This is a genomic window from Streptomyces sp. MMBL 11-1 (genome assembly GCF_028622875.1).
GTDB lineage: Bacteria > Actinomycetota > Actinomycetes > Streptomycetales > Streptomycetaceae > Streptomyces.
Map to the genome: position 1 here is coordinate 7,750,226 of NZ_CP117709.1, position 26,832 is coordinate 7,777,057.

A 26,832-nucleotide genomic window follows, 5' to 3' on the forward strand; every position below is an offset into this window, starting at 1 on the left:
CTCCGGAGGAATCCGTGACCCGCAGTCGACTCGCTCCCGGCACCGGGATCGTCACCGTCCCCGGTGGCGCCCCCGTGCTCCGGACCTCCGGAGGGGAGTTCCTGCGCATCGACACCGGTGGCGTCGCCGGCGAGGACCTGGTGCGTCGGCTGGCGGGGGAGGAGGCGCGGGACGAGGGCGCCCACGCGGCCGAACTCACCCGACTCGTCGAGGCGTTCGAGCAAGGCGGGCACGCGGTCTCCGCGCCGGCCCGGGCCCCGCTCGAAGGCCGTACCGTCCATGTCCTCGGCGACCCCGTGCTCACCGTGCCGGTGGCGCGCTGCGCCGGGGCCGAGGGTGCAGAGGTCCACCGGATCACCCCGGACGGCGTGGCGGAGCTCGCCCGGGCGATCCCGGACCGCGGCGCCGAAGGGCGCGTCGCCGTGGTGTGGTGCCTCGACTCGCCCGTGCCCGAGGGTCTCTGGGACGCGGCGGACCGGCTGCCCGGGCGGGGCATCGCCTGGCTGCGCTGCCACCGTGAGGGCGCCCACAGCTGGACCGAACCCCTTGCCGCGGCCCCGGGAGACGTCACCTCCCGCCACATCCGGCTCCGCAGGCTCGCGGCCACCCCCGCCCACCGTGAACTCGCCGCGTACTGGGCCGGACACCGGACGCCCGACACCGGGCCGCATCCCACCGAAGCCTCGGCCGCCCTGATCGCCGCTCTCCTCACCGCCGATCTGATCGCCTGGGCCGAAGCCGAAGCCGAAGCCGAAGCCGAAGCAGGAGTGGCAGCCGAAGCGGAAGCCGGAGCCGGAGTTGGAGCAGGAGTGGCAGCCGGAGCCGGGGGAGGCCGGGCGACCGTTCTCCCGGTGCGCCGACGGCTGCGCCGCATCGACCTGCGCGATCTCACCCTCACCGAGCACCCCGTGCTCCCCGTCCCGGACGTCGCGCCTCTGCCCGCCCCGACGCCGGTGCGGGCGCGCACCGGGGCCCGGACCGCCGAGGCACGCCCGTGAACACCCGTACGGTGGACGTCCCCACGCCGGACGGAGCCGTACTCGCCACCGACGTATGCCTCCCGGACGGAACCCGCGCTCTCCCCGCCGTCCTGATCAGAACCCCTTACGGGCGCGACGCCCACCGCGCCGAGCTGCGCGGCTGGGCGGCGCACGGTTTCGCCGCCGTCGCCCAGGACGTGCGCGGCCGCCACGGCTCACCGGGGGAGTGGCACCCCTACCGGGGCCACGAGAGGACGGACGGCGCGGCCACCGTCGCGTGGATGCGCGCACAGGCATGGAGCAACGGGGAGGTCGTCGCCGTCGGCGCTTCCTACGCCGCGCACTGCGCCCTCGTCACCGCACTCGCCACCCCTGACGCCGCCGGGTGCGACGGCGTCCCCGACGCGGTCATCGCCGCCGTCCCCGCGCTCGGGCTCGCCGAGACGGCACGCGAGCCCGGGGGCCCCGAGCGACTGTGGGCCCGGGCCGGCTGGTGGGCGGCCCACGGCGACCGTCGCGACTCCGACCCGGACGCGTTGGCCCGCGCCCTGGCGGACGACCCCCGCCTGCTCGAACATCTCCCTGTTGCCCGCCTCGCCGAGCGGCTGGCCGAGAGCCTGGGACGCGAACTGCCCTCCTGGTCCGGGCTCTGGGCCGCCCGAGGGCGGGGCCGGCTGGCCGCGCTGGGCTCCAACTGCCGCCTCCCACTGCTCGCCGTCGGTGGCACCCGTGACCCGTTCGCCGACGACACCGTGGCCCTGTGGCGCGCCTGGGGCGGACCGTCCCGCCTGCTGCTCGGGCCCTGGGGCCACCGCCTCACCGCCGACCCGGCCGCACCGGCCCGCGCACGCGTCAACCTCGGTGCGCTGTACGTACGGTGGGCCCGCGCGGCGCTCGCCGGGCGTCTGGAACCGACGCGGCACGGCGTCATCGCCCTCGGCGACAGCGGTCGCTGGCACAGCACCCGGGTGCGAAGCACTCCCCCGCCGGCCCTGCCCGCCACCCCGCGGGAGGGACCGGAGTGGCGGGCAGGGCCGGCGGGGGAGGACCGGCCTGACCGGCCGGAGGCGGAGTCCCGCTGGGCCTTCGGCTCGCCCACCGGTCTACGGCTGCTCCACGGAGCCGAGTTCAGCGCCGACCCGGACCGCCCCGTACGCTCCGACGACCTCGCCGTCCCGGCCGGCGGCGACCGCGCCGACCGCTGTCTGCTCCTCTCGCCGCCGCTGCCCGGCCCGCTCGACCTGGCGGGAGCCGCCGTCGCCCGGATCAACGTCACGGCCGACGCGCCCTGTGCCGACTGGGCCGTACGCCTGACCGCTCTCGACCCGTCCGGCCACGCGGACCCGCTCGCCTTCGGCATCGTCCGGCGCACCGACCCGCCAGGTGAGGCCGCCGACATCACCGTGCCGCTCGGCACGCTGGGCCGCCGGCTGCCCGCCGGGACCCGGTTGCGCGCGGAGATCGCCGGACACCACTTTCCCGCCCACGCCCGGAACCCGCACACCGGGGAGGACCCGGTCACCGCCACCCGGCTCGCCCCGTCCCGCCGCACCGTGAACCCCCGGGGCAGCGTCCTCCACCTGCCCGTCGTCGCCCGACGCCGCTACGTCGAGCCCGCACCGGAGATATGCCGTTGACCAGCGTCCTGCCCATCGAAGCACTCGTCGATCCCGTCAGCGGGATCATCCGTGACGTCGCGCCCGTCGAGCACCCCGCCGGTGCGCCGCCCCGCTACACCGCGATGACCGCCGACGTCGCCGACGCCCGCCGCCTCGGCGCCTGGCCCGCCGACCGCGTCTCGCTCGGCACCACGTTCGGCGACCCCCGGGGCGCGTGGATCGCAGCGGTGGCCGAGGCCGTCGAGCGCTACTGCGGCAACCGTCTCCCGCCGCCCGGCCACGCCCAGGCGCCGCGTCGGGCCACCGCCGCCGAACTGACCGCCGAGGGCCACCGGGTCTACGGGCCGGGCGCTCTGCCGGCCTACGCCCCCTGGCAGTTGGTCCGGCCGCGATTCCCGTACGCCGAACTCACCCCCGACACACCGGCGCTGTGGACCCGGGCCGCCGAGGGCGGTCGCCCCTGCTGGGCCCCCGTCGCGCTGACCCACCTCAACTGGCGGCAGGGCGAACTGCGTTCGCTGCCCCGTACCCACCACCTCAACTACGCGGGCATCGCCACCGGGCAGGGCCTCGACGACGCCGTCGAGCGCGGGCTCCTCGAAGTCGTGGAGCGGGACGCCCTGGAGCTGTGGTGGCACCTGGACGGGCCCACCCGGGGCATCGACCCGGCGACCGTCCCCGGGCTCACCGAGGACCTGGCCGGCTGCGGGCTCGACGTGCACATCGTGGAGATGCCCTCCGAGTTCGCCCCCTGCGTGGCGGCCCTCGTGCACGACCCCGGACGCGGCATCCACGCGGCCGGGTTCGCCTGCCGGTACGACCCGGCGGAGGCGGCCCGCAAGGCCGTGCTGGAGGCCGTGCACACCTGGGTGTTCACCCAGGGCGCGGTGGACGCCGACGGCTGGGTGTACCGGGCGGTCGAAGCCGGGATGCTCGCCCGCGGCCTCTACCTCGACCACCGCGCCGACCGGCGCTATCTCGACGACTGCGGGCCCGAGTTCGCCGCCGTCCGGGACCTCGGGGCCCATGTCCAGGTCTGGCTGGACGACCGGATGGCCCCGCTCGCCCGCCGCTTCACCGAACCCGCCCTCGGCACGGTCCCGGTCACCGCGATCGATCCCGGCAGCCGTACCGCGCTCGACGCGGCGCTCGCCGCCGGGGGGCACCGGGTGATCACCGCGGACCTCACCACGGAGGACGTCGCCGAGACACCACTGCGCGTCGCCCGCGTGCTGGTCTCCGGACTGATCCCCAACGCACCGGCGGCCTTCGGCTACTTCGGCTGCCCGCGGTTCGCGGACGCCGCGCTCGCACGGGGCTGGCGCACCCGACCGCCCACCGCGCCGGGGGACTTCACCCTGGCCCCGCCCCCGCACATGTGAAGGAGCGCGCCGCCATGCCCGACACCCCGGCCCGGACCGCCGCCCCCGATCCCGGGACGCACCCCGCGTCCGGCCTGCTGCGCCGGGCCCTCGCGGACGCCCGCTCCTCGCGCGCGCCGGGCCTCGCCCCCTACGTGCCCGAGCGCCCGTTCCCCTGGAGCGGGCCCGGGCTGCCGTTGACCGGGGTCGCGTTCCGGTCCGGGGCGGGTCCGGGGACCGGGGGCCGGGCCGCGATCGACCTGGACCGCGTCCTGCGCCTCTCCCTGGCCGCACCCGCCGGAACACCGGGCCGACTGCGGCCCGTTCCCTCGGCGGGAGCCCTGCACCCGGTGCGCGCCCACCTCCTGATCGGGCCGCGGTGCTCACTGCCGCCCGGTCGCTACGCCTACGACCCGCGCGCCCACCGCGCCCACCCACGCGGCCCGGCCCCCGACGGCGCACCCCCGGGCGGGCTCGTCGTCCTCACCGTGGCCGCGTCCCGCACCGTCGTGCACTACGGCCATCGGGCCTGGCCGCTCCTCCTGCTGGACACGGGCCACGCCGCCGCGGCCCTGGCACTGGCCGGGCCCCCGGCCGCCGACGTACGGGTCTGCCTCGACGCGGACGCCGACCTTCTCTCCGCCGCCGCCGGACTGCCCGCCGCGCCGGACTGGCCGGACACATGGCCCGGCACCGAGCCGGAACTGGCCCTCGCGGCAGTCAGGTTGACCCCTGCCGGCGTGACCGGCGACGACCTCGGGACACTGGCCGTCTGGGCCTGCCCGCCCCGCGCCGGAACCCCGTCGCCGCAACCCGGCGCGGAGACCGCCCCGCCCGGCGAACTCGCGGCGACACGGCATCTGTTGCACCACATCGCCCGAGCCCGCGAACGGCCCGGCGGCACCTGGCACCCGGCTCCCCGCCCCGCACCGGTGACCGACGAGGCACTGGCGACCCGCCGGAGCGCCCCGCCCGACGACCTGAACCACCCGCCCAGCGAGGATCTGCTCGTCCGGCTCCTGATCACCGCGCGGACAGCACGGCCGGACGGACCCGCCTGGACCGTGGCCGTCGGTGATGACGCCCCGGCGCTGTACGCGAAGGCCCCCGGCAGCCGCGGCCTCGCCGTCCGGGCCTCCGGGGACGCGCGCCCCACCCTCGCCCGCTGGGCCGCCGGCCAGCAGTGGATCGGCGGCGCGGGCGCGGTGCTCCTCGCCCACGGCTGCCCCGGGGACGCCCCGCCGGCCGCGGTCCGCAGCGGCCACCTCGCCGCCGGGTACGCGGCCGGAGCGGTCCAGATCCACGCCACCGCGCTGGGCCTGCGCTCCCGGCCGATCGGCTCCTGGCAGCGGGCGGACCTGGGCGCTGCGCTCGGCGAGGCACCCGGACGCGACTGGGTCATGCACGGCCTGGCGGTGGGGGCGCCCCCACCGCCAGGACCCGTTGTCCCTGGCTTCGCCCGACGCCCACCGACGCCGAACGTGCCACCGACCCCGACGGCACCTGACACAGCGACCACGACACCCGCCACTCCGGCGGCTCCGCCCGGCGAGGAAGAACGCCCATGATGCTCCACCCCGAACTCCTGCGCGCCGCGAACACCGCGCGCCGCCCGCTCGGTCTCGCCACCGCGCTGCTCGCGGCGGTCACGGCCACCCACCTCGCCCAGGCCGTCCTCCTCGCCCTCGTGCTCGCCCGGATCGCCCGGGGGGAGACGGCCACCCTCCCCCCGCTGCTCGCCGCCGTCATCGCCGTCGTCCTGGTCCGCGCAGCCCTCGGCCGCGCCCAGCGCCTGACCGCCGTCACGGCGGGAGCCGCCGTACGGGTGAGGCTTCGCGACACCCTGCTGGAGCGGCTCGGCGCACTCGGCCCCACCGCGATCACCGGTGCGCGGGCCGGAGCCGTGCGCGCCACCCTGGTGGACGGCGTCGAGGGCGTCGACGCGTACATCTCGCGCTATCTGCCCCAAGCGCTCATCACCTGCGCCGTCCCGCCGCTGCTGCTCGTCGCCGTCGCCCTCGTCGAGCCGTACGCGGCCCTCGCTCTCGGCCCCGCCCTCCTGCTCGCCCTCTTCGGGCCGCGCTGGTGGGACCGGCTGCTCGCGCGGCGCGGCAAGGAGCACTGGGACTCCTACGAAGCCCTCGCCGCCGACTACCTGGAGGCGCTCCAAGGGATGCCGACCCTGCGGGCCACCGGTGCGGTGGGCCGCGTACGGGAACGGCTGGAGCGGCGGTCGGCCGCCCTGCACCGGACCACCGTCGCCAAACTCCGCGTCTCGCTCGTCGACACCGGCCTCACCGACCTGGCCGTCCAGGGCGGGACGGCCGCCGCCGTGCTCGTGGCGTGCTCGTCGGCGGCCACCGGCCGTACCGCGGCCACCGGTACCTATCTCCTGCTGCTCCTCGCCTCCGAATGCTTCCGCCCCGTCCGCGACCTCTCCCGCGAGTGGCACGCGGGCTACCTCGGGGTGTCCGCGGCCGACGGCATCGCCGCCCTGCGCACCGCCGAAGCCGCCGTGCCCGACCGGGGCACCGTGGCCGCCGCCTGGAAGAGCGCACCCGAAGTCCGTTTCGAGGACGTACGCTTCACCCATCCCGGGAGCGGGCGGCCCGCCCTCGACGGCGTCAGCTTCACCGCCGCCCCCGGGCGCACCACAGCCGTCGTCGGTCCTTCCGGGGCGGGGAAGTCGACCCTGCTGAGCCTGCTGCTGCGGCAACGGGACCCGGACAGCGGCCGCCTCACCGTCGCCGGGACGGCCACCGCCGCGTACACCCTCGCCTCACTGCGCCGGGGCATCGCCGTGGTCTCGCAGGACACCTATCTCTTCCACGCCACGATCGCGGAGAACCTGCGGATCGCCCGCCCGGCCGCCACCGACGAACAACTGCGCGCCGCCGCCCGCACCGCCGGGATCGACCAGGAGATCGCCCGGCTGCCGGACGGCTACGCCACCCTCGTCGGCGAACGCGGCGCCACGCTCTCCGGCGGTCAGCGCCAACGACTGGCCCTCGCACGGGCGTTGCTGGCCGACGCCCCCGTCCTGGTCCTGGACGAGGCCACCAGCGCGGTCGACGAGCGCGGCCAGGCCCGCATCGTGCGGGAACTCGCGGCGGCCGGCCGGGGCCGCACCTGCATCGTCGTCGCCCACCGGCTCGACGCCGTACGCCACGCCGACCACATCGTCGTCCTCGACGCGGGCCGCGTCGCGGCGACGGGCGACCACACCACCCTGCTCGCGGGCGGCGGCGTGTACGCCTCGCTCGTCGCGGCCGGGCGCACCGCACAGGAGGAGCGCGCCGCATGACCCCGACCCCGACCCCGGCCCCGGCTCCTGCCCCGACCGGCCCCACCCGTCCCCCCGGGCCGGACCCCGCCGCCCTCGACGACGCCGCGACCGGGGCCCTGCGCTCGCTCCTCCCGGTCCTGGGCGCACACCGCGCCACCGTCCTGCGCACCTGCCTGGCCGCCCTCGTCGACCAGGCGGCCCTGGTCGCCCTCGTGACGCTCGCCGCGTACACGGTGGGCACGGCCGTCACGGAGCACCGCCCGCCCACCCCGGGGACCGTCGCCGTCCTGATCGGACTCGTCCTGCTCCGGGCGTTCGCCACCTGGCGGGAGATGGACCTCTCGCACGACCTCGCCTACCGGGTCCTCGCCGAACTGCGCGTCCGGGTCTTCGACGGGCTGGCCCGCAGCGCCCCCGCCCGGATCGCGGGCCGGCGCAGCGGCGACCTCGCGTCCACCGCGCTCGGGGACGTCGAGGCGCTGGAGTTCTTCTACGCCCACGCCATCGCCCAACTCCTCGCCTCCGGCGTGGTCTTCGCGGTGTCGGCCGCCGTGCTGGCGGCCCTCGGCCCCTGGCTGCTGCTCGCCGTCGTCCCCGCCGCGCTCCTCCTGATCTGGTCGCCGCTCTTCGAAGCGCGCGGACGGGCCGAACGCGGGGCGCGGACCCGCGGCGCGCTCGCCGAGGTCTCGTCCGAGACCGTGGAGAGCGTCGACGGGCTGCGTGAACTCCTGATGGCGGGAGCGCTGAACCGCAGGCGGGCCCGGCTCCGGTCCGCCGGACGCGGGCTCGCCCGCGCCCAGCGTGCCGAACAGTCCTGGGAGACCGGCGCGGGAGCCACCCGCGATCTGCTGGTCGTCGCCGCCGTCATCGGCGTCGTGGCGGCCGCCGCCCACGCCGCGTCCGCCGGACGTCTGGACGGGGCGTGGGCCCCGGCCGCCATGGCGCTCGCCCTGGGGGCCCTGGCTCCGGTCGCCGAATCGGCGGCGGCACTCGGCCGGGCGGGCGGCCTGCGCGCCGCCGCCGCCCGGGTCCGGGCCGCCGTGCACGCCCCCGCCGGAGCCCCCGCCCCTGCCGCCGCCCGCACCGTACCGCCGGGACCGCTGGGGCTGCGGTTGCGCGGGGTCCGGTTCGGCTACGGGGGAGAGGCCGTGCTCGACGGCGTCGATCTGACCGTCCGGCCGGGCGAGACCGTGGCCCTGGTCGGAGCCTCCGGGGCGGGCAAGTCGACCTGCGCACACCTCCTGGCGCGGTACTGGGACCCCGAGGGCGGCTCCGTGGAGCTCGTGCCCCCCGCCCCGGCCCGCCCCGTGGACCTGCGGGACCTGACCGAGGAGGACCTGCGCGCCGTCGTGTCCGTGGTGGGGCAGGAGGCCCCGCTCTTCCACGGCAGCCTCGCCGAGAACCTCCGGCTGGGCGCTCCGGACGCCACGGCCGACGAACTGGACACGGTGACCCGGATCTGCGGCATCGCCCCCATCGCCGACGCCCTGCCCGACGGGCTGGACACCGCCGTCGGCGAGCGCGGCGCGACCCTGTCCGGCGGCCAGCGCGCCCGGGTGGCCCTGGCCCGGGGGCTGCTGAGCGGCCCGCGCGTACTCGTCCTGGACGAGACGACGGCACATCTGGACCACCGCGGTGACGAAGAACTGTCCCGGGCGCTCGCGGCCGACTCCGCCACCCGGACGACCCTGGTGATCGCCCACCGCCCGGCCACGGTCCGCAGGGCCGACCGGATCGCGGTCCTGGACGGCGGGCGCATCGTCGAGGAGGGCACCTGGGACGAGCTGATCCGGGCGGGCGGGCCGTTGACCCGCCTCTTCGCCCGCGAGGAGAGGGCTCAGGGGTGACCTGGCGGTCGGGCCCGGATCAGGGAAGGGGCTGCTCCGCCCAGATGATCTTCCCCCGGGGGGTGTAGCGCGTGCCCCACCGATGGGCGAGCTGTGCGACCAGGAACAGCCCGCGCCCGCCCTCGTCCGTCGTCCTGGCGTGCCGCAGCCGCGGCGAGGTGTTGCTGGCGTCGGACACCTCGCAGGTCAGCGACGCCTGGAACAGCAACCGCAGCCGTACCGGCCCCACCGCGTACCGGATCGCGTTGGTCACCAGCTCGCTGACGATCAGCTCCGTCGTCATCGACAGCTCCGCGAGCCCCCACGCCTCCAGCCGGCGGGAGACCTTGGCCCGCGCCTCACCGACCGCCGCGGGGTCCACGGGCACGTCCCACGAGGCCAAGTGCTCCGGGCTCAGGCGATGGGTCCGGGCGAGGATCAGCGCGATGTCGTCCGGCTGCGGTACGGGCAGCAGTTCCTTGACCACCGCCGGACACAGGTCCTCCAGCGGCATCCCGTCCCGGGACACCGCGCGGCCCAGCCGGTCCATGCCGCGTTCGAGGTCCTTGTCGGCCCCCTCGATGAGCCCGTCGGTGTAGAGGCCGAGGAGGCTTCCTTCGGGCAGCTCGATCTCCAGGGACTCGAAGGGCAGCCCGCCGAGTCCCAGGGGCGGCCCGGCGGGCAGGTCCGGGAAGCTGACCGTGTTGTCCGGAGTGACGACCACCGGCGGCGGGTGACCGGCCCGCGCCATGGTGCAGGAGCCGTTCGCCGGATCGTAGACGGCGTACAGACAGGTGGCCCCCACCACCGTCGTCCCGCCCCGCTCCGCCGGGCCCCCCGCACGCTCCTCCTCGCTGAGCCGCAGGACGAGATCGTCCAGGCGTGCCAGCAGTTCGTCCGGGGGAAGGTCCATGTCGGCCAGCGTCTGGACGGCGGTGCGCAGCCGGCCCATGGTCGCGGCGGCCCCGATGCCGTGCCCGACGACATCGCCGATGACCAGGCCGACCCGGGCTCCGGACAGCGGGATCACATCGAACCAGTCACCGCCGACCCCGTCCTTCGCGTCCGCCGGAAGATAGGACGACGCCACGTCCAGCGCCGTCCCGCCGCGCAGCGTGTGCGGCAGCAGGCTCCGCTGGAGCACCAGCGCCGCGGTGTGCTCCCGGGTGTAACGGCGGGCGTTGTCCACGCACACGGCGGCACGCGCCACCAGCTCCCGGGCGGGCGCCACGTCGTCCTCGTCGAACGGCACCGGATTCCGCGACCGCATGAAGGTGGTCAGCCCCAGTACGGTGTCGCGCGCCCGCATCGGTACGGAGATCAGCGAGTGCAGCCCGAACTCCCGCAGCCGGGCGGCCCGCGCGGGCTGCTCCACCGCCCACCCGTGGCTGTCCGGGTCGAGCACCGGGAGCAGGACCGGGTCGCCGTCCAGGAGGAAGTGCGCGTCGTGCGGCGGAGGTACGAAGCCGACCGCCTCCCCGACCCGCACGACCGCCTCCGGGCAGCCCTCCCGCACCGAGCTCAAGCCCGCCCTGCGCATGGCCGGCCGCTCGCCCTCGGCCGGCGCGCCCGGCCGGTCGCCGCCGAACGGGGTCTCCAACAGGTCGACGAAGACGAAGTCCGCGAACCGGGGCACCGCGAAGTCGGCGAGCTCCTGCGCCGTGCGCTGTACGTCCAGGGTGGAGCCGATACTCGCTCCGGCCTCGTTCACCAGCGCCAGCAGCCGGCGTGCGTTCCACCGGTCGGTGACCTCGAGGACCGTGCAGCCGATGCCGATCCGCCGGTCCCCGGCGTCGGCCAGCGGGAAGAACGAGCTCGTGAACGCCCGCCGACGGTGCGGATCGGCCCAGCTCCAGCCCAGGTACTCGTAGTCCGTGATCGCCTCGCCGGTCGACAGGACCTGCCGCATCAGCCGTTCGAGGGACGTCGCGAGCGCTCCGGGCAGCACCTCGGCCGGCCGGCGTCCCAGGCGCTGCTCCCGGGGCACGCCGCCGAACCGTTCCAGGGTGTCGTTCAGCCAGAGATAGCGCAGGTCGGGGTCGAGCACCGCCATGCCGACCGGCGACCGGGCCAGGAAGCTGTCGACCACGGGCCCGCTCATCGACCAGTGCGGGGTGAGCCGCCGCCCGGAGACCAGGAAGCCCTCCCGCCCGGCGATCAGGAACGAGGCGGTGGCCCGCACGTCGATCTCCAGCGACCGGCCGTCCCGGCTCCACAGGGGGACCAGCCCCCTCCACCCCGAACCGGCCCGGCAGCGGGCGGCCACCTCGGCCGTCCGCCGGGCTCCCCGGGGGTCCGCCAGCAACAGCGCGGCGGACCGGCCGACCACCTCGGCCGCCGGATACCCGAGCAGCGCCTCGGCCCCTCGGGTCCAGCCGATGACCGTGCCGTCCCCGGCGATCACGGCCGCCGCGTCGTCGGTCATGCGCGCGGCTTCCCACCCGTCCCCGGAGGGCAGCGGGCCGGGCTCCGCCGGGGAGCCCTCATCGGCGGACGCCATCGCACCTCACCACCCTCTGTAGGTTTCCATGGTCGCGCGTCGCGCCGGAGCCCGCCCGGCGCGGGGCCGGGGCGGGCTGTCCCTCGTTCGGCGGCGTGACGGAGCGGGCCGTGTCCGCGTTGGAGGGGGAGACAAGCGGCCGCTTGTCCACCTGCCCCCGCGCTGGACCCGTGTGGGTGGACGGCTCCGGCTCCGACAGGAGGGCCGGAGCCGTTTCCATGTCCAGGCTCAGAGACGGAAGCAGATCTCGCGCTCCCGCAGCCACGGGCCCAGCCAGTCGCCGAACGGGACGGGGACGCACCACCCGCGGGTGGGCGGTGCCCCGGCCCCCGGCGGTGTGGGCGAGGGAGCCACCGGGGACGGCACCACGGACGGCGGCACCGTCGGGTCCGAGGGAGCGGGAGAGGGAGCGGGCGGCGTCGGGGTCGGGGTCGGGCCGGGCGTGGCCGGCGCGGCCATCTCGGTCAGCATCGTCCGGTACACCTCCGAGGACCGCGGATTGCTCCCGCACTGCCAGACGCCGTGCGGGCAGTAGTCCGTGACCGTCTGGTAGAGCGGCTCGTGCCGGTCGATCCACTCCAGCATCCGCCGCATGTACTCGGGGTTGTCACCGTTGCGGAAGAGCCCCCACTCCGGGAACGAGATGGGCTTGCCGTGTTCCGCCGCGAAGTCGACGTGCTTCTGGAGCCCGTACGGGTCGGTGATCTGGTCGTCGAAGGTCTCGCCGGGAGGCTGGTCGTAGGAGTCCATCCCGATGATGTCGACGACGTCGTCGCCCGGGTAGCACTCGGTCCACGGCACCGCGTCCCGCCCCCGGCTCGGCGTGAAGTCGAAGCGGAACTCCTGACCGGGCACCGCGCGCATCGCCGTGACGATCCGTTCCCAGTACGCCTTCCAGGAGGCGGGGTCGGGACCGCACCGATGTGTGTACGTCGTGCCGTTCATCTCCCAGCCGAGCACGATCACGGTATCGGGAACGCCCAGCCCCACCAGGCGCTCCGCGAGCCGCGTGAAGTGCTGGTCGTATTCCCCGGCCGCGCCCGCCCGGAGCAGGCCGCGGACCTCGTCGTCCCCGACCCGCTCCTCGTTGCGCTCCAGCATCGGTACGTTCAGGACGAACATCCGGTCCGCGTCCGCCTGTCTCCAGTCCGCCCAGGCTTCGAGGAAATCGGGCGCCCCCTCGATGTTCACCCACAGATCACCCGGCAGGTACGTGTGTCCCGCCCGCAGCTCCGCCCCTCCGAGCCAGCGCGACAGGTCGGCCATCCTGCGGACCCCGGCGGGCCCGTAGTCCAGATACGCGCCGTGCGCGGTGCTGCTCGCCGCCCCCGGCGGGCCGGGGGCGGCGCCGTCGACGGAATCGGTGCCCGGCGGCGACTGACCCGCGATGCCGCCACCCGCCAGGAGGCTGAGAACAGCCGCCGCGATGCACGATACGAAGAGACGGCGCTTGGCCGGCATTGCTCCTCCTGGCTGCGGTGAATTCCGGCCGGTTCGGCCTGATAGGGAGAGAGTCGCATCATCGTCCACCGGGGGCATGCGCAGGAGTCCATTTATCCTGTTCGGTGGTGCGGGCGCGCCGTTCAGGTGAATGCGGGGCCGAACGTGAACGGCAGCGAGCCGACACGGTTGTCGAAATTCGAGTCGACCAGCTCCGGATCTCCCAGATTCCCCATGACAGGGCGACGGCTGATCAGTTCCCGGAACAGGGCTGTCATTTCGAGGCGAGCCAGATGGGCTCCCAAACAGTGGTGCGGGCCCCCGCCGCCGTATCCCAGATGCGGATTCGGCGACCGGGTGATATCGAATCGATCCGGATGGGTGAAAACCGCCTCGTCACGATTGGCGGAGGCGTAGACGAGCGCGACTTTCTCCCCCGGGAGGAACGTGCGGCCACCCAGTGCGCATTCTGCGGTGACCGTCCTGCGGAACTGGATGATGGGCGTCGAATGCCGCACGATCTCGTCGACGGCGCCGCCGATGTGGCGGTCGAAGTCGGACCGCAGCAGCTCCCGCTGCTCCGGGTGCCGGTCGAGCAGGAACAGCCCGTGCGCGATGGCGTTGCGGGTCGTCTCCACCCCGGCCACCAGCAGCAGGGAGAAGAAGGCCCCGAGCTGCTGCCCGGACAGTGCCTCGCCGTCGATGTCCGCGCTGACGAGAGCCGAGACGAGGTCGTCCTCGGGGTGACGGCGCCGTTCCCGGGCGAGCCGTCCCATGACGATCCGCATCCGGGCCAGCGATGCCAGCCCGCGACCGGGAATCCGCAGCCGGGCCCGGCCCCGGCGCTCGACGCCGACGTGCTCGGAGGCGTGGTCGATCTGCTCCGCGATCCGCGCCCGGTACGCCTTCGGGACGCCCATCAGGTCGCAGATCACCTCCAGCGGCAGCCGCGAGGCCGCCGAAGGCATGAAGTCCCGGGGGCGCTCGGCGATCAGCTCGCCCACCAGCCGCCCGGCGAGCCGGCCGATGTTCTCCTCGACGTCCGCCAGCAGCCGGGGGGTGAACCGCCGCGAGATGATCCGGCGCAGCGCCGCGTGCTCGGGCCCGTCCATGTTGACCATCGAGTTCCCGAACAGTGCCTTCGCCCAGCCGGCCGGCTCGGGGGTGGTGACCCCCGGAGCGCTCGCGAACACCTGGGGCGTGCGGCTCGCGGTCCGTACGTCGGCATGGCGCACCAGCGCGTGGAACGGCTTGCCGGCGGTGCGCGCGGCACCGGCCCGGGGAGTGAACAGGACCGGTGCGTCCAGCTCCCGCAGCAGGGCGAAGGCCCTGAGCCTCTCGGGGCGCGGCAGCCGCCAGAAGGCCGGGTCGGCCAGGTCGACGTCCGCCGCGCGCAGCACACGGTCCCCGGACAGCTGGTACGGAACGGTCATGCCCTTCACCTCCACGGTTCGCCAGGCCATGGTCCGGCCCACCGGCCGCGAGGCGCCTCATCGACGCGGCCCGCCGCCCCGACGACCCCGCACCCTCACGCGTTTGACGGAACGGAACCACCGCCGGTGCGCCGTACGCCGCACGCACGAGAACTGTTTCGCCCCCGCCTCGTTGTCAACATCGCCATCAGAAGCACCTCGGACGAGTTAACGAATCAATGAGGCGAGTCAACGAGAGGCAGGTAGTCATCCCATGAGCCGAACCCCCGCGCAACCGAGCGTCACCCGCACCCCCTCCCGCCGGATCGTCCTGCGCGGAGCCTTCACCGCCGCGGTGGTCACGGGCACAGCGGGCGCCCTGCTCCCGCTGCTCGACCGTGAGCAGGCCGCCGCGGCCCGGCCCGCACCGGCGCCCGGGGCGCCCGGAGCCCGCGCCGTGCCCGGCCCCGTGTCCACGACGGAACAGTTCGCCGAGATGTACCGGGGCCGGGAGATCCGGGGGGCGACGAAAGCCGTCGCCGCCGCCTCGAACGACGACCGCGTGATGGTCGCCGCCGGACCGGGCGCCGAGATCCGCATCGACGGCAGGCCGCTGCACGTCATGAGGCGGGCGGACGGCACCTATCTGAGCGACGTCCGGCACTACGAGTCGTACCCGACGCTGCTGGAGACAGCCCGTGCAGCCGTCGACGAGCTCGGCGCCGCCGGGCTCGCGCACCCCGCCGCGCACCGCATGTGAACCAGGAGGAGCAGCACCGGTGTACACCCGCAAGAACCAGCGCGACCTGACGCGCACCGAGAAGCGCCGCCTCGTCGACGCGATCCTGAAACTGAAGCGCTCGGGCCGCTACGACGACTTCGTCGTCATGCACCGGGAGTACTACGTCATGGACACCGAGAGGCGGCCGCGCCCGGCGCACATGACGTCCTCGTTCTTCCCCTGGCACCGCCAGTACCTCCTGGAGTTCGAGAAGGCGCTCCAAGCTGTCGACGCGGGCGTCAGCGTCCCGTACTGGGACTGGACCCAGGACGACAGCCCGACCTCCTCGCTCTGGGCGGAGGACTTCCTCGGCGGCAACGGCAGGCCCGGCGACCGCCGCGTCACCACCGGAGCGTTCGCCCACGACACGGGCAACTGGAACGTCGGCAGGGGCGTCACCGACGAGCGCTACCTCACCCGCAACTTCGGCAGGCCCGGCCGCAACCCGGTGTCCCTCCCCACCCGGAACGATGTGGCGCGGGCGCTCCAGGACCCCGTCTACGACACGGAGCCCTGGAACAGCGTCTGCACCGAGGGCTTCCGCAACCGCGTCGAGGGCTGGGGGATCCGGGGCGTGCGCACGGTGGGTCTCCACAACCGGGTCCACCAGTGGGTCGGCGGTCCGATGGCGGGCGCCGCCTCCCCCGAGGACCCGGTGTTCTGGCTCCACCACTCCTTCATCGACCTGCTGTGGGACCGGTGGCGCAAGGCCCACCCGAAATCCGCCTACCTGCCGGGCCGCAAGCCCGCCTCGCCCGGCCCGGACCGCGACTACGTCTTCGGCCTCGACGAGGCGATGCCCCCCTGGGGCGTGACCCCGAGGAAACTCCTCGACCACAGCAAGACCTACCGCTACGCCTGAGCCCGGAACGGGGAACGGCCGGTCCCCTCCGGGAGGAGGGGACCGGCCGTTCCGGTACTACGCGGGATCAGCGGCCGTAGCCGTAGCCGCCGTTGTCGTGGTGACCACCGTCGGCGTTGACGCAGGTGTTACCGAAGGCAGGGTTCAGCACGCCGATCACGTCGATCGTGTTGCCGCAGAGGTTCACCGGCACGTGCACGGGGACCTGGACCACGTTGCCCGAAGCGACGCCGGGGGAGGCGGCGGCGAGGCCCTGCGCGCCGGCGTCCGCGGACGCCATGCCGGCGCCGCCGGCGATCAGGGCGCCGGTGCCGGCCATGACAGCGGCAACCTTCGTGATACGAGACATTCGGAACTCCTTGTAAAGAAGGGGGTGTGCTGCGGACGCGAGGCCCGCACCCCCTGACAACGCGGCAGACGCCGGACGGTAACGGATCTGCTCACAGGTGGTACCTCCGATGCCGCTGTCCGGCGTACACCGGGCCCGCGTCAGCGTCCGATCACCGGCAACCCCGTGAGCCGCTCGCGCCAGTCCCGCGCCGCCGGGAACCGCGCCTTCACGGTCTCCACCGCCCGCTCCCGTACGGCCACCTGCGACTCGCGCAGCCGCAGCAGCGGCTCCAGACCCGGCCGGGCCAGCAGCAGCCGCTGGTTGACCACCGGCACCGGCTGCCAGTGGTTCTTGTAACGCTCCGCACCGCGCAGCAGGCTCAGCACCTCGTACCCGCTGTCCGCGGCCTGCTGGGCGACCTCGCGCAGCAGCAGCGTCGACACATCGACCTTCCGTTCGCGCAGCGCCGGATCCGCACCGTACAGATAGCCGCCCGTCAGCCGCCCGGACTGCAACGACAGGTTGGACGCCACCACCTCGCCGTTCAACCGGAACTCGGTCATGGCCGCCGTACCGTCCCCCACCATCCGTCCCACCGACCGGATCAGATGGTCCGAGAACCGCGCCCGGAGATGCTCGGGGTTGACCGCCCGGCCCTCCCACTGCCGCTCGTGCAGCCGCAGCAACGTGGCGATCGCCGCGGGCACCCCGTCCCGCGGGACTCGGAGAGCCTCGACGCCCAGGGCGTCGGCCTTGCGCAGCTTGGAGCGCAGCCGCTGACCCCGCGAGCCCGTCAGCCGCGCCACGGCGTCGCCCAGCGGCTCGGCCGGCAGTTCCATGCACGTCGAGTCCGTGAGCCGGCTCCGGGCCCCGGCCCACCGCCCGAACAGCAACTGCGCCGACGCGTCCGGTCTGACCTCCCGCAGGTCCACCACGGCGTGCCGGGCCGCCCGGTCCAGACCGCGCCCCAGCGCCCCCACCGCGCACCCGGCCTCCTCCTCGTCCAGCAGGATGTCGAAGAAGTCGGAGACCGCCCCGCCCATCGGGACCAGCAGCGGCATCGGACGGTGTACCAGCATCAGCGGCGCCGCCCCGACCAGCCGCCCCGCCCGGCGGACCAGCAGCACCCGCAGCCGGCCCTCCTGGCCGTAGGAGATCCACCACGAGTGCAGCCAGGCATGGCTCTGGAACGGGGTCGCGGTGGCGCAGCGGCGGTGCAGCGCGTCCCACTCCCCGGCGAGCGCGCCGAACTCCGCGAAATCCCGGCACAGCGTCACGACGAGCCCGCCCGCCCGCCGCCGCCCCGTCATCGGACGAGCTCCCGGTCGTCCTGGGCGACGCTGCCGCCCTCGGCCGTCGGACCGGGAACCCGCGCCGAGACGCTCCCGCCCGCCCCGCGCGGGCGCACCAGCAGCACGAGGCCGCCCAGCAGCCCGCCCGCGGCGGCCCCGACGGAGACGCCCAGTGGCACGGACGGCGAGACCGGCTGGTCCGGCGTCATCGCATGGGAGAACTTGATCAGCTTCACCCCGGTGTCCTTGGAGACATGACCACTGCTCACGATGACGGCCTCGATGACCGCGTTGGCGATGTCGGCCGCCTTCCGCCGGTCCCCGGACGTGCCCGTCACCGCGATCATCGGTGAGTCGGGAGAGGTCTCCGACCGGACGTGGGACCGCAGCTCGCGCACCGGCTCGCCCGCCGCGCCCCGGGCGTACGAGAGCGTCGCGTCGCTCGTCGTCAGCCGCCCGTACGACTGGGCGTACCCCAGGGCCGCCGAGGGATCCGTCCCCGCCTCGGCGACCGCCATCGCATAACTGGTGGCCTCGTACCGGTCCGCGGCCAGCGCACTGTACGAGAGCCCGGACGCGGTGCCGATCAGCACACAGACGGGCAGCGGCCACCAATGAGGCAGCCGGGCGAGCGCGGTGCGCAGCCGACGGACGACGACGTGTCGCTGCTGCTCGGGTGAGTCGGTCATGAAAGGGCTCTCCGGTTCGGTGGGGCGGTGTCGAGGGCGTACGCGTACACGTCCATCAGGCGCTCGCTGCTGCGCCTGATGTCGTAATGGCCGACGGCCCGGGGCGGCGGCCTCCGGTCCGCTCCGGCCTGTATCCGCTGCCGCAGCCGGGCCGTCAGCTCCTCGGGGCTCCCGGCGATCCGGGTGGCCGCGGGGGCGTGGGCGGCGGGCAGGTCGTCGATGGCCGGGCAGGCGTCGTGGAGCACCGGCAGTCCGGCGGCGAGCGCCTCCACGGCGGCGAGACCGAAGGACTCCTCGCGGGACGTGGAGACGAAGACGTCCACGGCGCTCAGCAACGCCGGGACCCCCGGGACCGGGCCGTCCCCGTGCTCGTCGCACTCCCCGAGGAACCGGATCCGGTCCACGGCCCCCAGCCGCAGGGCCAGCGCGCGCAGCGACCCGGCCTCCGGCCCGTCCCCGGCCAGCAGCAGACGGGCCTCCGGCAGGGCGGCGACCGCGCGGATCAGCACGTCGAACCGCTTGCCCGGCACCAGCCGCCCGACCCCGCCGACGACGAACGCCTCCCCGGGGAGGCCCAGTTCCGCCCGTACGGAGGCCCGTCGCCCCGCGTCGAAGCGGAACCGGTCCGCGTCGATGCCGTTCGGCACCAGCCGGATCCGGTCGGCGGGCACCCCCCAGTCCCGCAGCCGGCCGGCCACGGTGGAGGAGACGGCGACGGTCGCGGACCCGAGGCGTTCGGTCGCGAGGTAGAGGGCGCGGACGGGCCGGGTGAGCGGGCGGCCCTCGATCTCGGCACGCCCCAGGGAGTGTTCGGTCGCGACGGTGGCCCGGGCCCCGGCGAGCCGGGCCGCGATCCTGCCGTACACGCAGGCCCGGTACAGATGCGTGTGCACCACGTCGTAGCGGCCGTCCCGGATCAGCCGGGCCAGCCTTCCGACGGCCGACAGGTCCCGGTTGCCGCGCATCCCGAGGTGGGTCACCCGGATCCCGTCGGACCGCAGCTCCCCGGCCACCGCCCCCGGGTTGGTGAGCGTCACGACATCGCACTCCACCGGCAGATGACGCAGCAGCAGCCGCAACTGCCGCTCGGCGCCGCCGACCCCGAGCCCGGTGATGACGTGCAGCGCCCTCACCGCCGACCGCCCGTCAGCACCGGCCCGGCGGCCCGGGCTGCGGCGCCCGGCGGCGCCACCTGCCGCAGCCCGTGCCGCAGGTCCTTCGCCCAGAGGCGCACCCCCCGGTCCGCCTGGCTGATGTGGGTGCGGGGGAGCGCGAACCGGCCGAGCAGCGGGCCGGGGGCCAGGGCGCAGGCGTAGCCGTAGCCCGCCGAGCGCGCGGCCTCGGTGACCCGGCGGTCGAGGATGCCGTACGGATAGCAGAAGCCCTCCGGGAGCGACCCGGTGAGATCGCCGATCAGCTCCCGGCTGTGGGCGGTCTCCCGGCGCAGCTCCTCGTCCGGAAGGGCCGTCAGATCCTGGTGGTACAGACCGTGCGAGCCGACCTCCATGCCCGCCGCGGCGACCCGCCGGACGTCGTCCTGGGTGAGCAGCGGCTTGCGTGGGCCGAGCGGATCCCACGCGTTGACTCCGCCCGGCCGGCCCGGCAGGACGAATACCGTCGCCCGGAAACCGTGCCCGCGCAGCACCGGCAGTGCCTCGTCGAGGAAGTCCGCGTACCCGTCGTCGAAGGTCAGCCCGACCAGCCCGCGCCGCCCCGCGGCCCCCGCGCGCAGCAGCTCGGACACTCCCACCCCCGTCAGCCGCCGGCTGCGCAGCCAGGACAGCTGCTCGTCGAGGCGGTCGGGGGAGACGGTGATGCCGTACGGATCGTCGCTCGGGTCCGTCACCGAGTGATACGTGAGGATCCACGGCCGGCGGCGGGTGTGCGGGCGGGGCCGGGACGAGGGAGCGTCGGCGCGAAGTGCCGAGGGATCAGCGGCCATCAGGGAACCTCCGTCGGATGAGTGCCAGCAGGGAGACGATCTCGGGCGAGCGCAGGGCGAGCCCGGTCAGGAAGAACACGGAAGGGACGAGGAGGCCTCCGGCGGCCAGGCTCAGCACCGGATCGGGGACGAGAGGCGCGCACGCCCAGCCGGCCACGCCCGCCACCAACGAGGCCCCGGTGAGCCGGGCCAGCGAGAGCGCCACGGCCCGCGTCCGGATCGGCACCACCCGGGCGCCGAGGCCCATGAGGAGCAGCAGCGCCGCCGTGCTGATCCCGATCGCGTTGGCGGTCGCGATGCCGTCCACGCCGAAGCGGAACGTCAGGGCGTACCCGGCCCCCATCGTGACCAGCAGCCCGGTGCCCATGGCGAACGCCGGGAACCAGGTGGGCCGCCCGGACGAGAAGAACGGCCGGCTCAGCGCGCCGACCAGACAGTGGCCGAGCAGCCCCAGCGTGTACACCCGCATCACCTGGGCGGTGGACGCGGTGTCGGCGGCGTCGAACGCGCCGCGCTGGAAGAGGACCTCGATGATCCGGGGCGCGTAGCCGAGGACGACCGCAGTGCCGAGCAGCACCACCGCCCCGGCCAGCGCCAGGTCCCGCTCGACGCGCAGCCGGGCCTTCTCCCGGTCCCCGGCGGCCATGGCCTGCGCGACCACCGGGAAGGTCACCGTACAGATCATCAGCGACAGCACCATCGGGAGCTGCGCGACCTTCTGCGCGTAGTTCAGATGTGAGATCGCGCCCGCCGGGAGCGTGGAGGCCAGGAACCGCTCGACCAGCACCTGGGACTGACGGCTCACCACGAACAGGACCACCGGGGCCAGCACCGCGAAGCCCAGCGGCGGAACGGTCCGCGCGGCCCGCCCCTCCCGTCGCCCGAACCGCGGCAGCCGGGGCCGCGCGAGGGGCACCAACCGCAGGAACATCGGCAGTTGGGTCAGGATCATCAGCACACTGCCGACCGCGACCCCCACCGCGGCGGCCCGCACACCCCACCGCGCGTGCAGGGCCAGCGTCATCCCGATGATGCCGAGGTTGTACGCGACATAGACCCCGGCGGGCGGCAGGAAGCTGCGGTGCGCGCGCAGCGCGGCGCTGAAGTACCCGGTGATCCCGAAGGTGAGGACGGTGACCGAGGTCAGCCGGGTGCAGTCCACCGCGAGCCGCGGATCGGCGAGGCCCGGCGCCAGCACGCCCACGACCCACGGGGCGCCCGCGATCAGCAGCGCCGCGCCGCCGGACAGCAGGAGGAACAGCCGGGGGAGCGTCGTCGCCACCAGATCCCGTACGGGGTCGGGACCGGGAAATCCTGCGGTCGCCTCCCGCCGGGTCAGGGCGAGGCCGAACGCGGGGACGAGGAGGAGCGCCATCCCGTCCTCGATCAGGAGTGTCGCCGCCATCTCGGGCACGGTCCAGGCGACCAGGAAGGCGTCGCTCGCGCCGCTCGCCCCGAAGTACCGGGCGACGGCCTGGTCCCGCACCAGACCGAGGACGGCCCCCAGCACGGTCAGCACCGCCGTGGCCGCCGCCGCGCGGGCGAGGAACGACCCCAGCAGGGGGACCTCGCCGTCGGCCGTCCCGGGCGCGGAGCCGGGGGAGAGGGACCCTTCGGACCCTCCTCCCGGGGGCGGGAGCAGGGGCGGCGCGGCTGCCGCGTCCGCCGGACGCGCCGCCGCCTCCGTCCCCGTCCCCGTCCCCGCGCCTGTGTCGCTCATGCGGCGTCCACCCGGTCCGGCCCGGCCAGCGCCCACCATGCGGCCAGCCCCAGCACGACACCGCTCAGCACCGTGGTGGGCCCGCCGATGTCCGCGTACAGGAAGTTGACGCACTGCCAGGTCATCAGGGCCACCGCCGCCAGCCCGCAGTCCAGAGCCGTGTGCCCGCGCGAGCGGGCGCGCCACAGTCTGCGGACCGCGCCGGCCAGGATCGCCGCCCAGCTGCCGACGAGCGCGGTCAGACCGATGAGGCCCTGCTCGCTGAGGACCAGGAGGTACATGTTGTGCGGGGAGAGGAGCGCCTGCCGGCGGAACTCCTGGCCCGCCCCGGCCGTGTCGCTGCCGGAGGAGAGCCCGATGGAGGCGTGTCCGTCACGGTGCGCGGGGAAGCCCTTGAGGCCGACCCCGACGACCGGCCGCTCCCGCCACATCGCGCCCGCCGCGCTCCACATGGCATAGCGGTCGCTGACCGACCGGTCCGGGGTGCTCGTCACCCGGGTCACGCTGGCGGCCCGGTCCGCGATCATCTCGGAGCCGATGCCGAACCCCCCGACCAGCACCACCCCGGCCGCGCCCAGCACGGCCAGCGACGTCCAGGCCTGCCGCCACCCGGTCAGCGCCAGGACGACGAGGACCGCGGCGGCCGTGGCGATCCACACGCCCCGGCTGAACGACAGCGTCAGAGGCACGATCAGCGTGACGGCGAGGACGGCGGCGCAGGGCCGCAGCCAGGCAGGGGCGTTCCGCGGCGTACGCAGGGCACAGGCCGCGGCGGCGAGGAGCCCGTAGGCGACGACGGTCGCCATCCCCATGATGTCGCCGGGCCCGAACGTGCCGACCGCCCGGATGTCCTCGCCCATGTACGAGGCGCCGGTCCCGGTGACGTACTGGTGGACGCCCGTGACGCCCTGGACGACCGCCAGGAGGACCAGCGAGCCGCCGACGATCCGGAACCCGTGGGCGTCCCGGAGCAGCAGAAACACGGCGATCGGTACGAGGACGAAGACCTGGAGACAGCGGACGAGCCCCGGCAGGGCCGCCGCAGGGTCCGCCGCCGTGACCGTGGCCACCGCGAAGCCCACGACGGGCAGTCCCAGGACCAGCGCGGCGGTGGCGCTCAGCGGACGTTGTCGCAGCTGGAGCAGCCGCCCCGCACACACCAGCACCGCGAGACCGGAGGCCACGTCGGCCGGACCGGCACCGCCCCCACCAAAAGCCCCGTGGGGCAGAGCGGGCAGCAGGACGGTCGCGACCAGCGGCAGCAGCGGCCAACGGCTCCGCCAACCGCCCCGCGGGGGGCGCGTGACGGTGCGCGGCCCGGTGGTCGTCGACGGTGCGGGCGGGGTCAGGACGGCGGCCATGATCAGCTGCCTCCCAGCCGGAACAGGGAACCCGCGGTCCGCGCGAGCACGCACGCGTCCTGCCACAGCGACCAGGTCTCGATGTAGTGGTTGTCGAAGCGGGCCCGCTCCTCGATCGAGGTGTCGCCGCGCAACCCGTTCACCTGGGCCAGCCCCGTGATGCCCACGGGCATCCGGTGGCGGGCCTGATAGCCCGGATGGGCACGGCTGAACTGCGCCACGAAATAAGGACGTTCGGGACGCGGACCGACCATGCTCATATCGCCGCGCAGCACGTTCCACAACTGGGGCAGCTCGTCGAGGGAGGTCCGGCGCAGCACTCGGCCGACCCGGCTCATCCGCCCGTCGGAGGCGACGTTCCAGCGGGTGGCCGACTCCTGGACGTCGGCGGGCCGAAGCGTACGGAACTTCAGCAGCACGAAAGGTCGTCCGTGCCGGCCGACGCGTTCCTGGCGGAAGATCACGCCCGGTCCGTCGGAGAGCCGCACGGCCAGGGCGCAGCCCGCCATCACCGGGGCCGCCAGCAGCAGCCCGGCCGTGGCCAGGACGGCGTCCATCGTCCGTTTCGCCCCGTGGCCGAGGGGACGGTCAGTTCCGTCGCGCAGCGGCTGGACGCTGAAGCCCCACAGGTGGTCGCGGCGGCCCTCTGCCGGGAGCCCCGCGACGGAGCCGGGACCGGTCACCAGCCACATCCGGCAGCCGTACCCGGTGAGCAGCGAGAAGAGAGCGGCACCGTCCGGAGTGGCTTCCGGCGGGGCCGTGAACACCACGTGCCGCACACTGTTCTGGACGACGGCCCGCCCCACCTCCTGGGGCGAGGCCAGGACCGGCAGCGGCACCGAGCCGGCGCCTGCCGCCCGCTGTTCGTCCCTGTACCCCGGGCCGGCGACCAGACCGACCGGCCGCAGTCCGTAGCCGGGGTGGTCGTACAGGGCGGTCGTCACCTGGCCGGCCAGTGGCCCCTGGCCCACGACCAGGGTGGACAGCGGGCGGCGGACAGCGGCCCGCCGCCGCGCCCGGTACACGGCCGCGCGTCCCGTGCAGGTCAACGCGGTCTGGGTGGCTGCCCCGTACGCGAGCACCGTCCAGCCGATCGCCTGCTGCGGGGCCCAGGCGGCCAGCATCTCCATGGTCACGTACCACTGGAGAAGGGTGAGGCCGAGGAGGGCGGGGAGTTCGGAGAGGACCGAGGGGGACAGACGCGGCCGGTGCAGGCCGCGCCGGGCGAAGAGCAGCACCTGCGCCACCGCCTGGACCGCCACCAGCGGCCAGGGCCAGGAGACCGGGACGACCAGGGCGCACGTCACGGCCGGGGCCAGAGCGTCCGCGCACAGGAGCGGCGCGAGAGTGCCGCGCCGGACGGTCCGGCGCTCGCCGGGCCGCGTCCGCGCAGCGCCACCGCTTCTTCGCGGCGGATGAACCGTGGGCGCCTGTACGGCTGTTGCCTGGCCGGTGCCGGGCACCGGTGCACTCTCCATCGTCATCGCTCGGTGCGCTTCCTCGTCGTGGGGCCGGACATGCCGACAAGTTCCTGATAGAGACCGGCAACCGCGCCCGCGGTCCGTCGGACGTCGAAGGCCGCGCGAGTGTGGCGCAGGGCCCGGCGGGACACCGCCTCGCGCAGTTCCGGGTCGGTGAGCAGGGCGGTCAGCGCCGCGGCCAGTGCCGCCGGATCCTCCGGCGGCACCAGACAGTGGTCGTCGTGGCCGGGCGGCAGGCTCTCGCGCGCCCCGTTCACGTCGGTCAGCACGACGGGGCGCCCGCAGGCCATCGCCTCCAGGGGGGCCAGTGCCATGCCCTCCCAGCGGGAGGGCAGTACGAGCAAGTCCGCCGCGTGGATCCACGGCCGCACGTCCTCACAGGCTCCGGTGAACAGCACGCCCGGCGGGGCCGACGCCTCCAGCCCGCCCCGGTCGGGCCCGTCGCCCACCAGCACCAGACGGGCCCCCGCCGCCGGCATCCGACGCCAGGCCCGCAGCAGCACGTCCTGCCCCTTCTGCCGGGTCAGCCGGCCGACGCAGACGACCAGCGGAGCGTCCCGGTCGACGCCCTCCAGGAAGGGCAGCGAGGCGCGGGCCTCCGCCCGGTCCCCGCTTCCGCCGGGGCGGAACCGGTCGAGGTCGATGCCGTTGTGGATGACCGACCAGCGGGCGGCGATGCCCGCCTCCTGCCCGGTGCGGCGTTCGGACTCGCTGACGCACAGGATGTGATCGGCCCATCGCGCGCCGAACCGCTCCCAGCCGAGCGCGAGTTCCGCGGCGCGTCCGCCGACGGCCTCGAACGACCAGGCGTGCGGCTGGAACACGGTGGGGATCCGGCCGCGTACCGCGATCCGGCCGGCCAGGCCCGCCTTGGCGCTGTGGGCGTGCACCACGTGTGGGCGACTGGCGCGGACGATCCGGCGCGCGGCGGCCACCTCACCGGCCAGCCGGGGACCGGGGGCCCGGGTGACGGACCAGTCGTGGACCTGGGCGCCCGCGGCCGCCGCCCCGAGGGCCAGCGGGCTCCCGGGCGGGCAGGCGACCAAGGGGCGCAGCCCGGATCCGGCCTGGGCCCTGACGAGATCGGTGACGACCCGGGCAACTCCGCCGTCCACGGGCTGAACCAAATGAAGGACCGTCAATTGGCTTTCTTCAGTACGACGCATGTGCAGCACGCACGGCTCTCTTCGCTCAATCCGGTGAATAAGACCCACCGGCAATGGAGGGGGCGGCGTCGCGGGGCCGGGCACGCGCTCCCCCAAGCTCTCGGAATCGCTTGAGCTGGGAGGGGCCCCCTCCGGCGTTGTCGTCCATCAACGCTCCGCGTTGCCTCGGTCCTCCGCCTTGCAGCCGCACGCACCCAGCCCTACTCCTTCTTTCACCCCCCATTGCCGGTAGGGCTAAGCCGAATTGCACTTTGGCAGAGTTGTGGCGAAATGGTGCGCGTGACTCGCTCATACGACCACAGGGGAATGACGGGAGAAGGGAGACCATTCGAGTGGTCGCGCAGCAGATCGGCGCATGACCACACGCCTTTCAAAAACAGCAGGTGAAAGGGCTTGTTGAGCGTCCCTGTACGGAAGGGCGGAGGTGTTCCGCGCGTATCCCGCCGCTTATGTCGACAGCCGATTTCCGGCATGCCGTGCTCGGCCGATCGCCACACCGGATGGCGGCACCATCTATCGGCCGCCCCGGGGCTGTTCCGGCTTGTCGCCGGTAAGGGCCGGTTCGTGATCGAGCCCGGCCGTTGCGGTGCACTCCTGTGCGGTATCCCTGGCGTTCTCCCGGGGCCCGCTGAGTGTCCGCCGCTGCGGCCGGGGGCTCTTCCCTTCCGGGGGCCACGGTGCCCGGCGACGCGGCTTCCGGATTCCTGAAGCGTTCTCAGACCGTCCGATCGGTCTGCGGTCGGACCGACGGTGGCGAGGCCTGGGCCGGTGCCGGCTGCCGTA

Annotated in this window: 20 protein-coding genes; 8 read left to right on the top strand and 12 right to left on the bottom strand. The window is 74.8% G+C overall.

What is annotated here, in order from left to right; genetic code table 11:
* Window positions 1–14 precede the first annotated feature (14 nt).
* The 6 genes from PSQ21_RS34250 to PSQ21_RS34275 are packed head-to-tail and all read left to right on the top strand — an operon-like array spanning window position 15 to window position 9,093.
* On the top strand, window positions 15–998 hold the full coding sequence (locus PSQ21_RS34250) for a hypothetical protein (RefSeq protein ID WP_274035303.1): 984 nt from the start codon (window positions 15–17) through the stop codon (window positions 996–998).
* Window positions 995–2,617, top strand: a complete 1,623-nt coding sequence (locus PSQ21_RS34255) for a CocE/NonD family hydrolase (RefSeq protein ID WP_274035305.1) — start codon at window positions 995–997, stop codon at window positions 2,615–2,617. Before PSQ21_RS34250 ends, PSQ21_RS34255 begins: the two co-directional genes overlap by 4 nt.
* Window positions 2,614–3,981 carry a YcaO-like family protein gene (locus tag PSQ21_RS34260; RefSeq protein WP_274036086.1) on the top strand — a complete coding sequence of 456 codons (1,368 nt, stop codon included), beginning with the start codon at window positions 2,614–2,616 and terminating at the stop codon, window positions 3,979–3,981. The genes PSQ21_RS34255 and PSQ21_RS34260 overlap by 4 nt, the downstream gene beginning before the upstream one ends.
* A gap of 14 nt (window positions 3,982–3,995) precedes the next feature.
* On the top strand, window positions 3,996–5,528 hold the full coding sequence (locus tag PSQ21_RS34265; protein WP_274035306.1) for a nitroreductase family protein: 1,533 nt from the start codon (window positions 3,996–3,998) through the stop codon (window positions 5,526–5,528).
* Window positions 5,525–7,264, top strand: coding sequence for an ABC transporter ATP-binding protein/permease (locus PSQ21_RS34270; protein WP_274035307.1), 1,740 nt, complete (start codon window positions 5,525–5,527; stop codon window positions 7,262–7,264). The genes PSQ21_RS34265 and PSQ21_RS34270 overlap by 4 nt, the downstream gene beginning before the upstream one ends.
* On the top strand, window positions 7,261–9,093 hold the full coding sequence (locus PSQ21_RS34275; protein ID WP_274035308.1) for an ABC transporter ATP-binding protein: 1,833 nt from the start codon (window positions 7,261–7,263) through the stop codon (window positions 9,091–9,093). Before PSQ21_RS34270 ends, PSQ21_RS34275 begins: the two co-directional genes overlap by 4 nt.
* A 19-nt stretch (window positions 9,094–9,112) precedes the next feature.
* Here the strand turns inward: PSQ21_RS34275 and PSQ21_RS34280 are convergent, their stop codons facing one another.
* The 3 genes from PSQ21_RS34280 to PSQ21_RS34290 form a co-directional block, all read right to left on the bottom strand.
* Window positions 9,113–11,572 (bottom strand): SpoIIE family protein phosphatase, encoded by a 2,460-nt coding sequence (locus PSQ21_RS34280; RefSeq protein WP_274035309.1) that lies wholly within the window; start codon window positions 11,570–11,572, stop codon window positions 9,113–9,115.
* A gap of 228 nt (window positions 11,573–11,800) precedes the next feature.
* Entirely contained in the window at window positions 11,801–13,033 is a 1,233-nt protein-coding gene (locus PSQ21_RS34285; RefSeq protein ID WP_274035311.1) for a glycoside hydrolase family 26 protein, read from the bottom strand.
* 122 nt (window positions 13,034–13,155) lie between these two features.
* A complete protein-coding gene (locus PSQ21_RS34290) occupies window positions 13,156–14,445 on the bottom strand; it encodes a cytochrome P450 (RefSeq protein WP_274035312.1) in 1,290 nt (429 codons plus the stop codon).
* Window positions 14,446–14,698: 253 nt separating this feature from the next.
* Between PSQ21_RS34290 and PSQ21_RS34295 the strand changes: the two genes are divergently transcribed.
* Both PSQ21_RS34295 and PSQ21_RS34300 read left to right on the top strand, forming a co-directional pair.
* Complete coding sequence (locus PSQ21_RS34295; RefSeq protein ID WP_274035314.1) at window positions 14,699–15,184, top strand: tyrosinase family oxidase copper chaperone; 486 nt, start codon at window positions 14,699–14,701, stop codon at window positions 15,182–15,184.
* A gap of 19 nt (window positions 15,185–15,203) precedes the next feature.
* On the top strand, window positions 15,204–16,067 hold the full coding sequence (locus PSQ21_RS34300; protein WP_274035316.1) for a tyrosinase family protein: 864 nt from the start codon (window positions 15,204–15,206) through the stop codon (window positions 16,065–16,067).
* A 67-nt stretch (window positions 16,068–16,134) separates the two neighbouring features.
* On the opposite strand, the gene PSQ21_RS34305 is transcribed toward PSQ21_RS34300, so the two are convergent.
* From PSQ21_RS34305 to PSQ21_RS34345, 9 genes are all read right to left on the bottom strand, one after another.
* Window positions 16,135–16,416, bottom strand: coding sequence for a chaplin (locus tag PSQ21_RS34305; protein ID WP_274035317.1), 282 nt, complete (start codon window positions 16,414–16,416; stop codon window positions 16,135–16,137).
* Between the two features lie 140 nt (window positions 16,417–16,556).
* On the bottom strand, window positions 16,557–17,708 hold the full coding sequence (locus PSQ21_RS34310) for a GNAT family N-acetyltransferase (RefSeq protein WP_274035318.1): 1,152 nt from the start codon (window positions 17,706–17,708) through the stop codon (window positions 16,557–16,559).
* The gene (locus tag PSQ21_RS34315; RefSeq protein ID WP_274035319.1) at window positions 17,705–18,379 is read right to left on the bottom strand and encodes a lipopolysaccharide biosynthesis protein; all 675 of its coding nucleotides are present in this window, start codon (window positions 18,377–18,379) and stop codon (window positions 17,705–17,707) included. Before PSQ21_RS34315 ends, PSQ21_RS34310 begins: the two co-directional genes overlap by 4 nt.
* The gene (locus PSQ21_RS34320) at window positions 18,376–19,512 is read right to left on the bottom strand and encodes a glycosyltransferase (protein ID WP_274035320.1); all 1,137 of its coding nucleotides are present in this window, start codon (window positions 19,510–19,512) and stop codon (window positions 18,376–18,378) included. Before PSQ21_RS34320 ends, PSQ21_RS34315 begins: the two co-directional genes overlap by 4 nt.
* The gene (locus PSQ21_RS34325) at window positions 19,509–20,321 is read right to left on the bottom strand and encodes a polysaccharide deacetylase family protein (protein ID WP_274035321.1); all 813 of its coding nucleotides are present in this window, start codon (window positions 20,319–20,321) and stop codon (window positions 19,509–19,511) included. Before PSQ21_RS34325 ends, PSQ21_RS34320 begins: the two co-directional genes overlap by 4 nt.
* Complete coding sequence (murJ, locus tag PSQ21_RS34330) at window positions 20,311–22,041, bottom strand: murein biosynthesis integral membrane protein MurJ (protein ID WP_274035322.1); 1,731 nt, start codon at window positions 22,039–22,041, stop codon at window positions 20,311–20,313. Before murJ ends, PSQ21_RS34325 begins: the two co-directional genes overlap by 11 nt.
* The gene (locus PSQ21_RS34335; protein ID WP_274035323.1) at window positions 22,038–23,402 is read right to left on the bottom strand and encodes an O-antigen ligase family protein; all 1,365 of its coding nucleotides are present in this window, start codon (window positions 23,400–23,402) and stop codon (window positions 22,038–22,040) included. The genes murJ and PSQ21_RS34335 overlap by 4 nt, the downstream gene beginning before the upstream one ends.
* A 2-nt stretch (window positions 23,403–23,404) precedes the next feature.
* Entirely contained in the window at window positions 23,405–24,886 is a 1,482-nt protein-coding gene (locus PSQ21_RS34340) for an exopolysaccharide biosynthesis polyprenyl glycosylphosphotransferase (RefSeq protein ID WP_274035325.1), read from the bottom strand.
* On the bottom strand, window positions 24,883–26,049 hold the full coding sequence (locus tag PSQ21_RS34345) for a glycosyltransferase (protein ID WP_274035326.1): 1,167 nt from the start codon (window positions 26,047–26,049) through the stop codon (window positions 24,883–24,885). Before PSQ21_RS34345 ends, PSQ21_RS34340 begins: the two co-directional genes overlap by 4 nt.
* Window positions 26,050–26,832 lie beyond the last annotated feature (783 nt).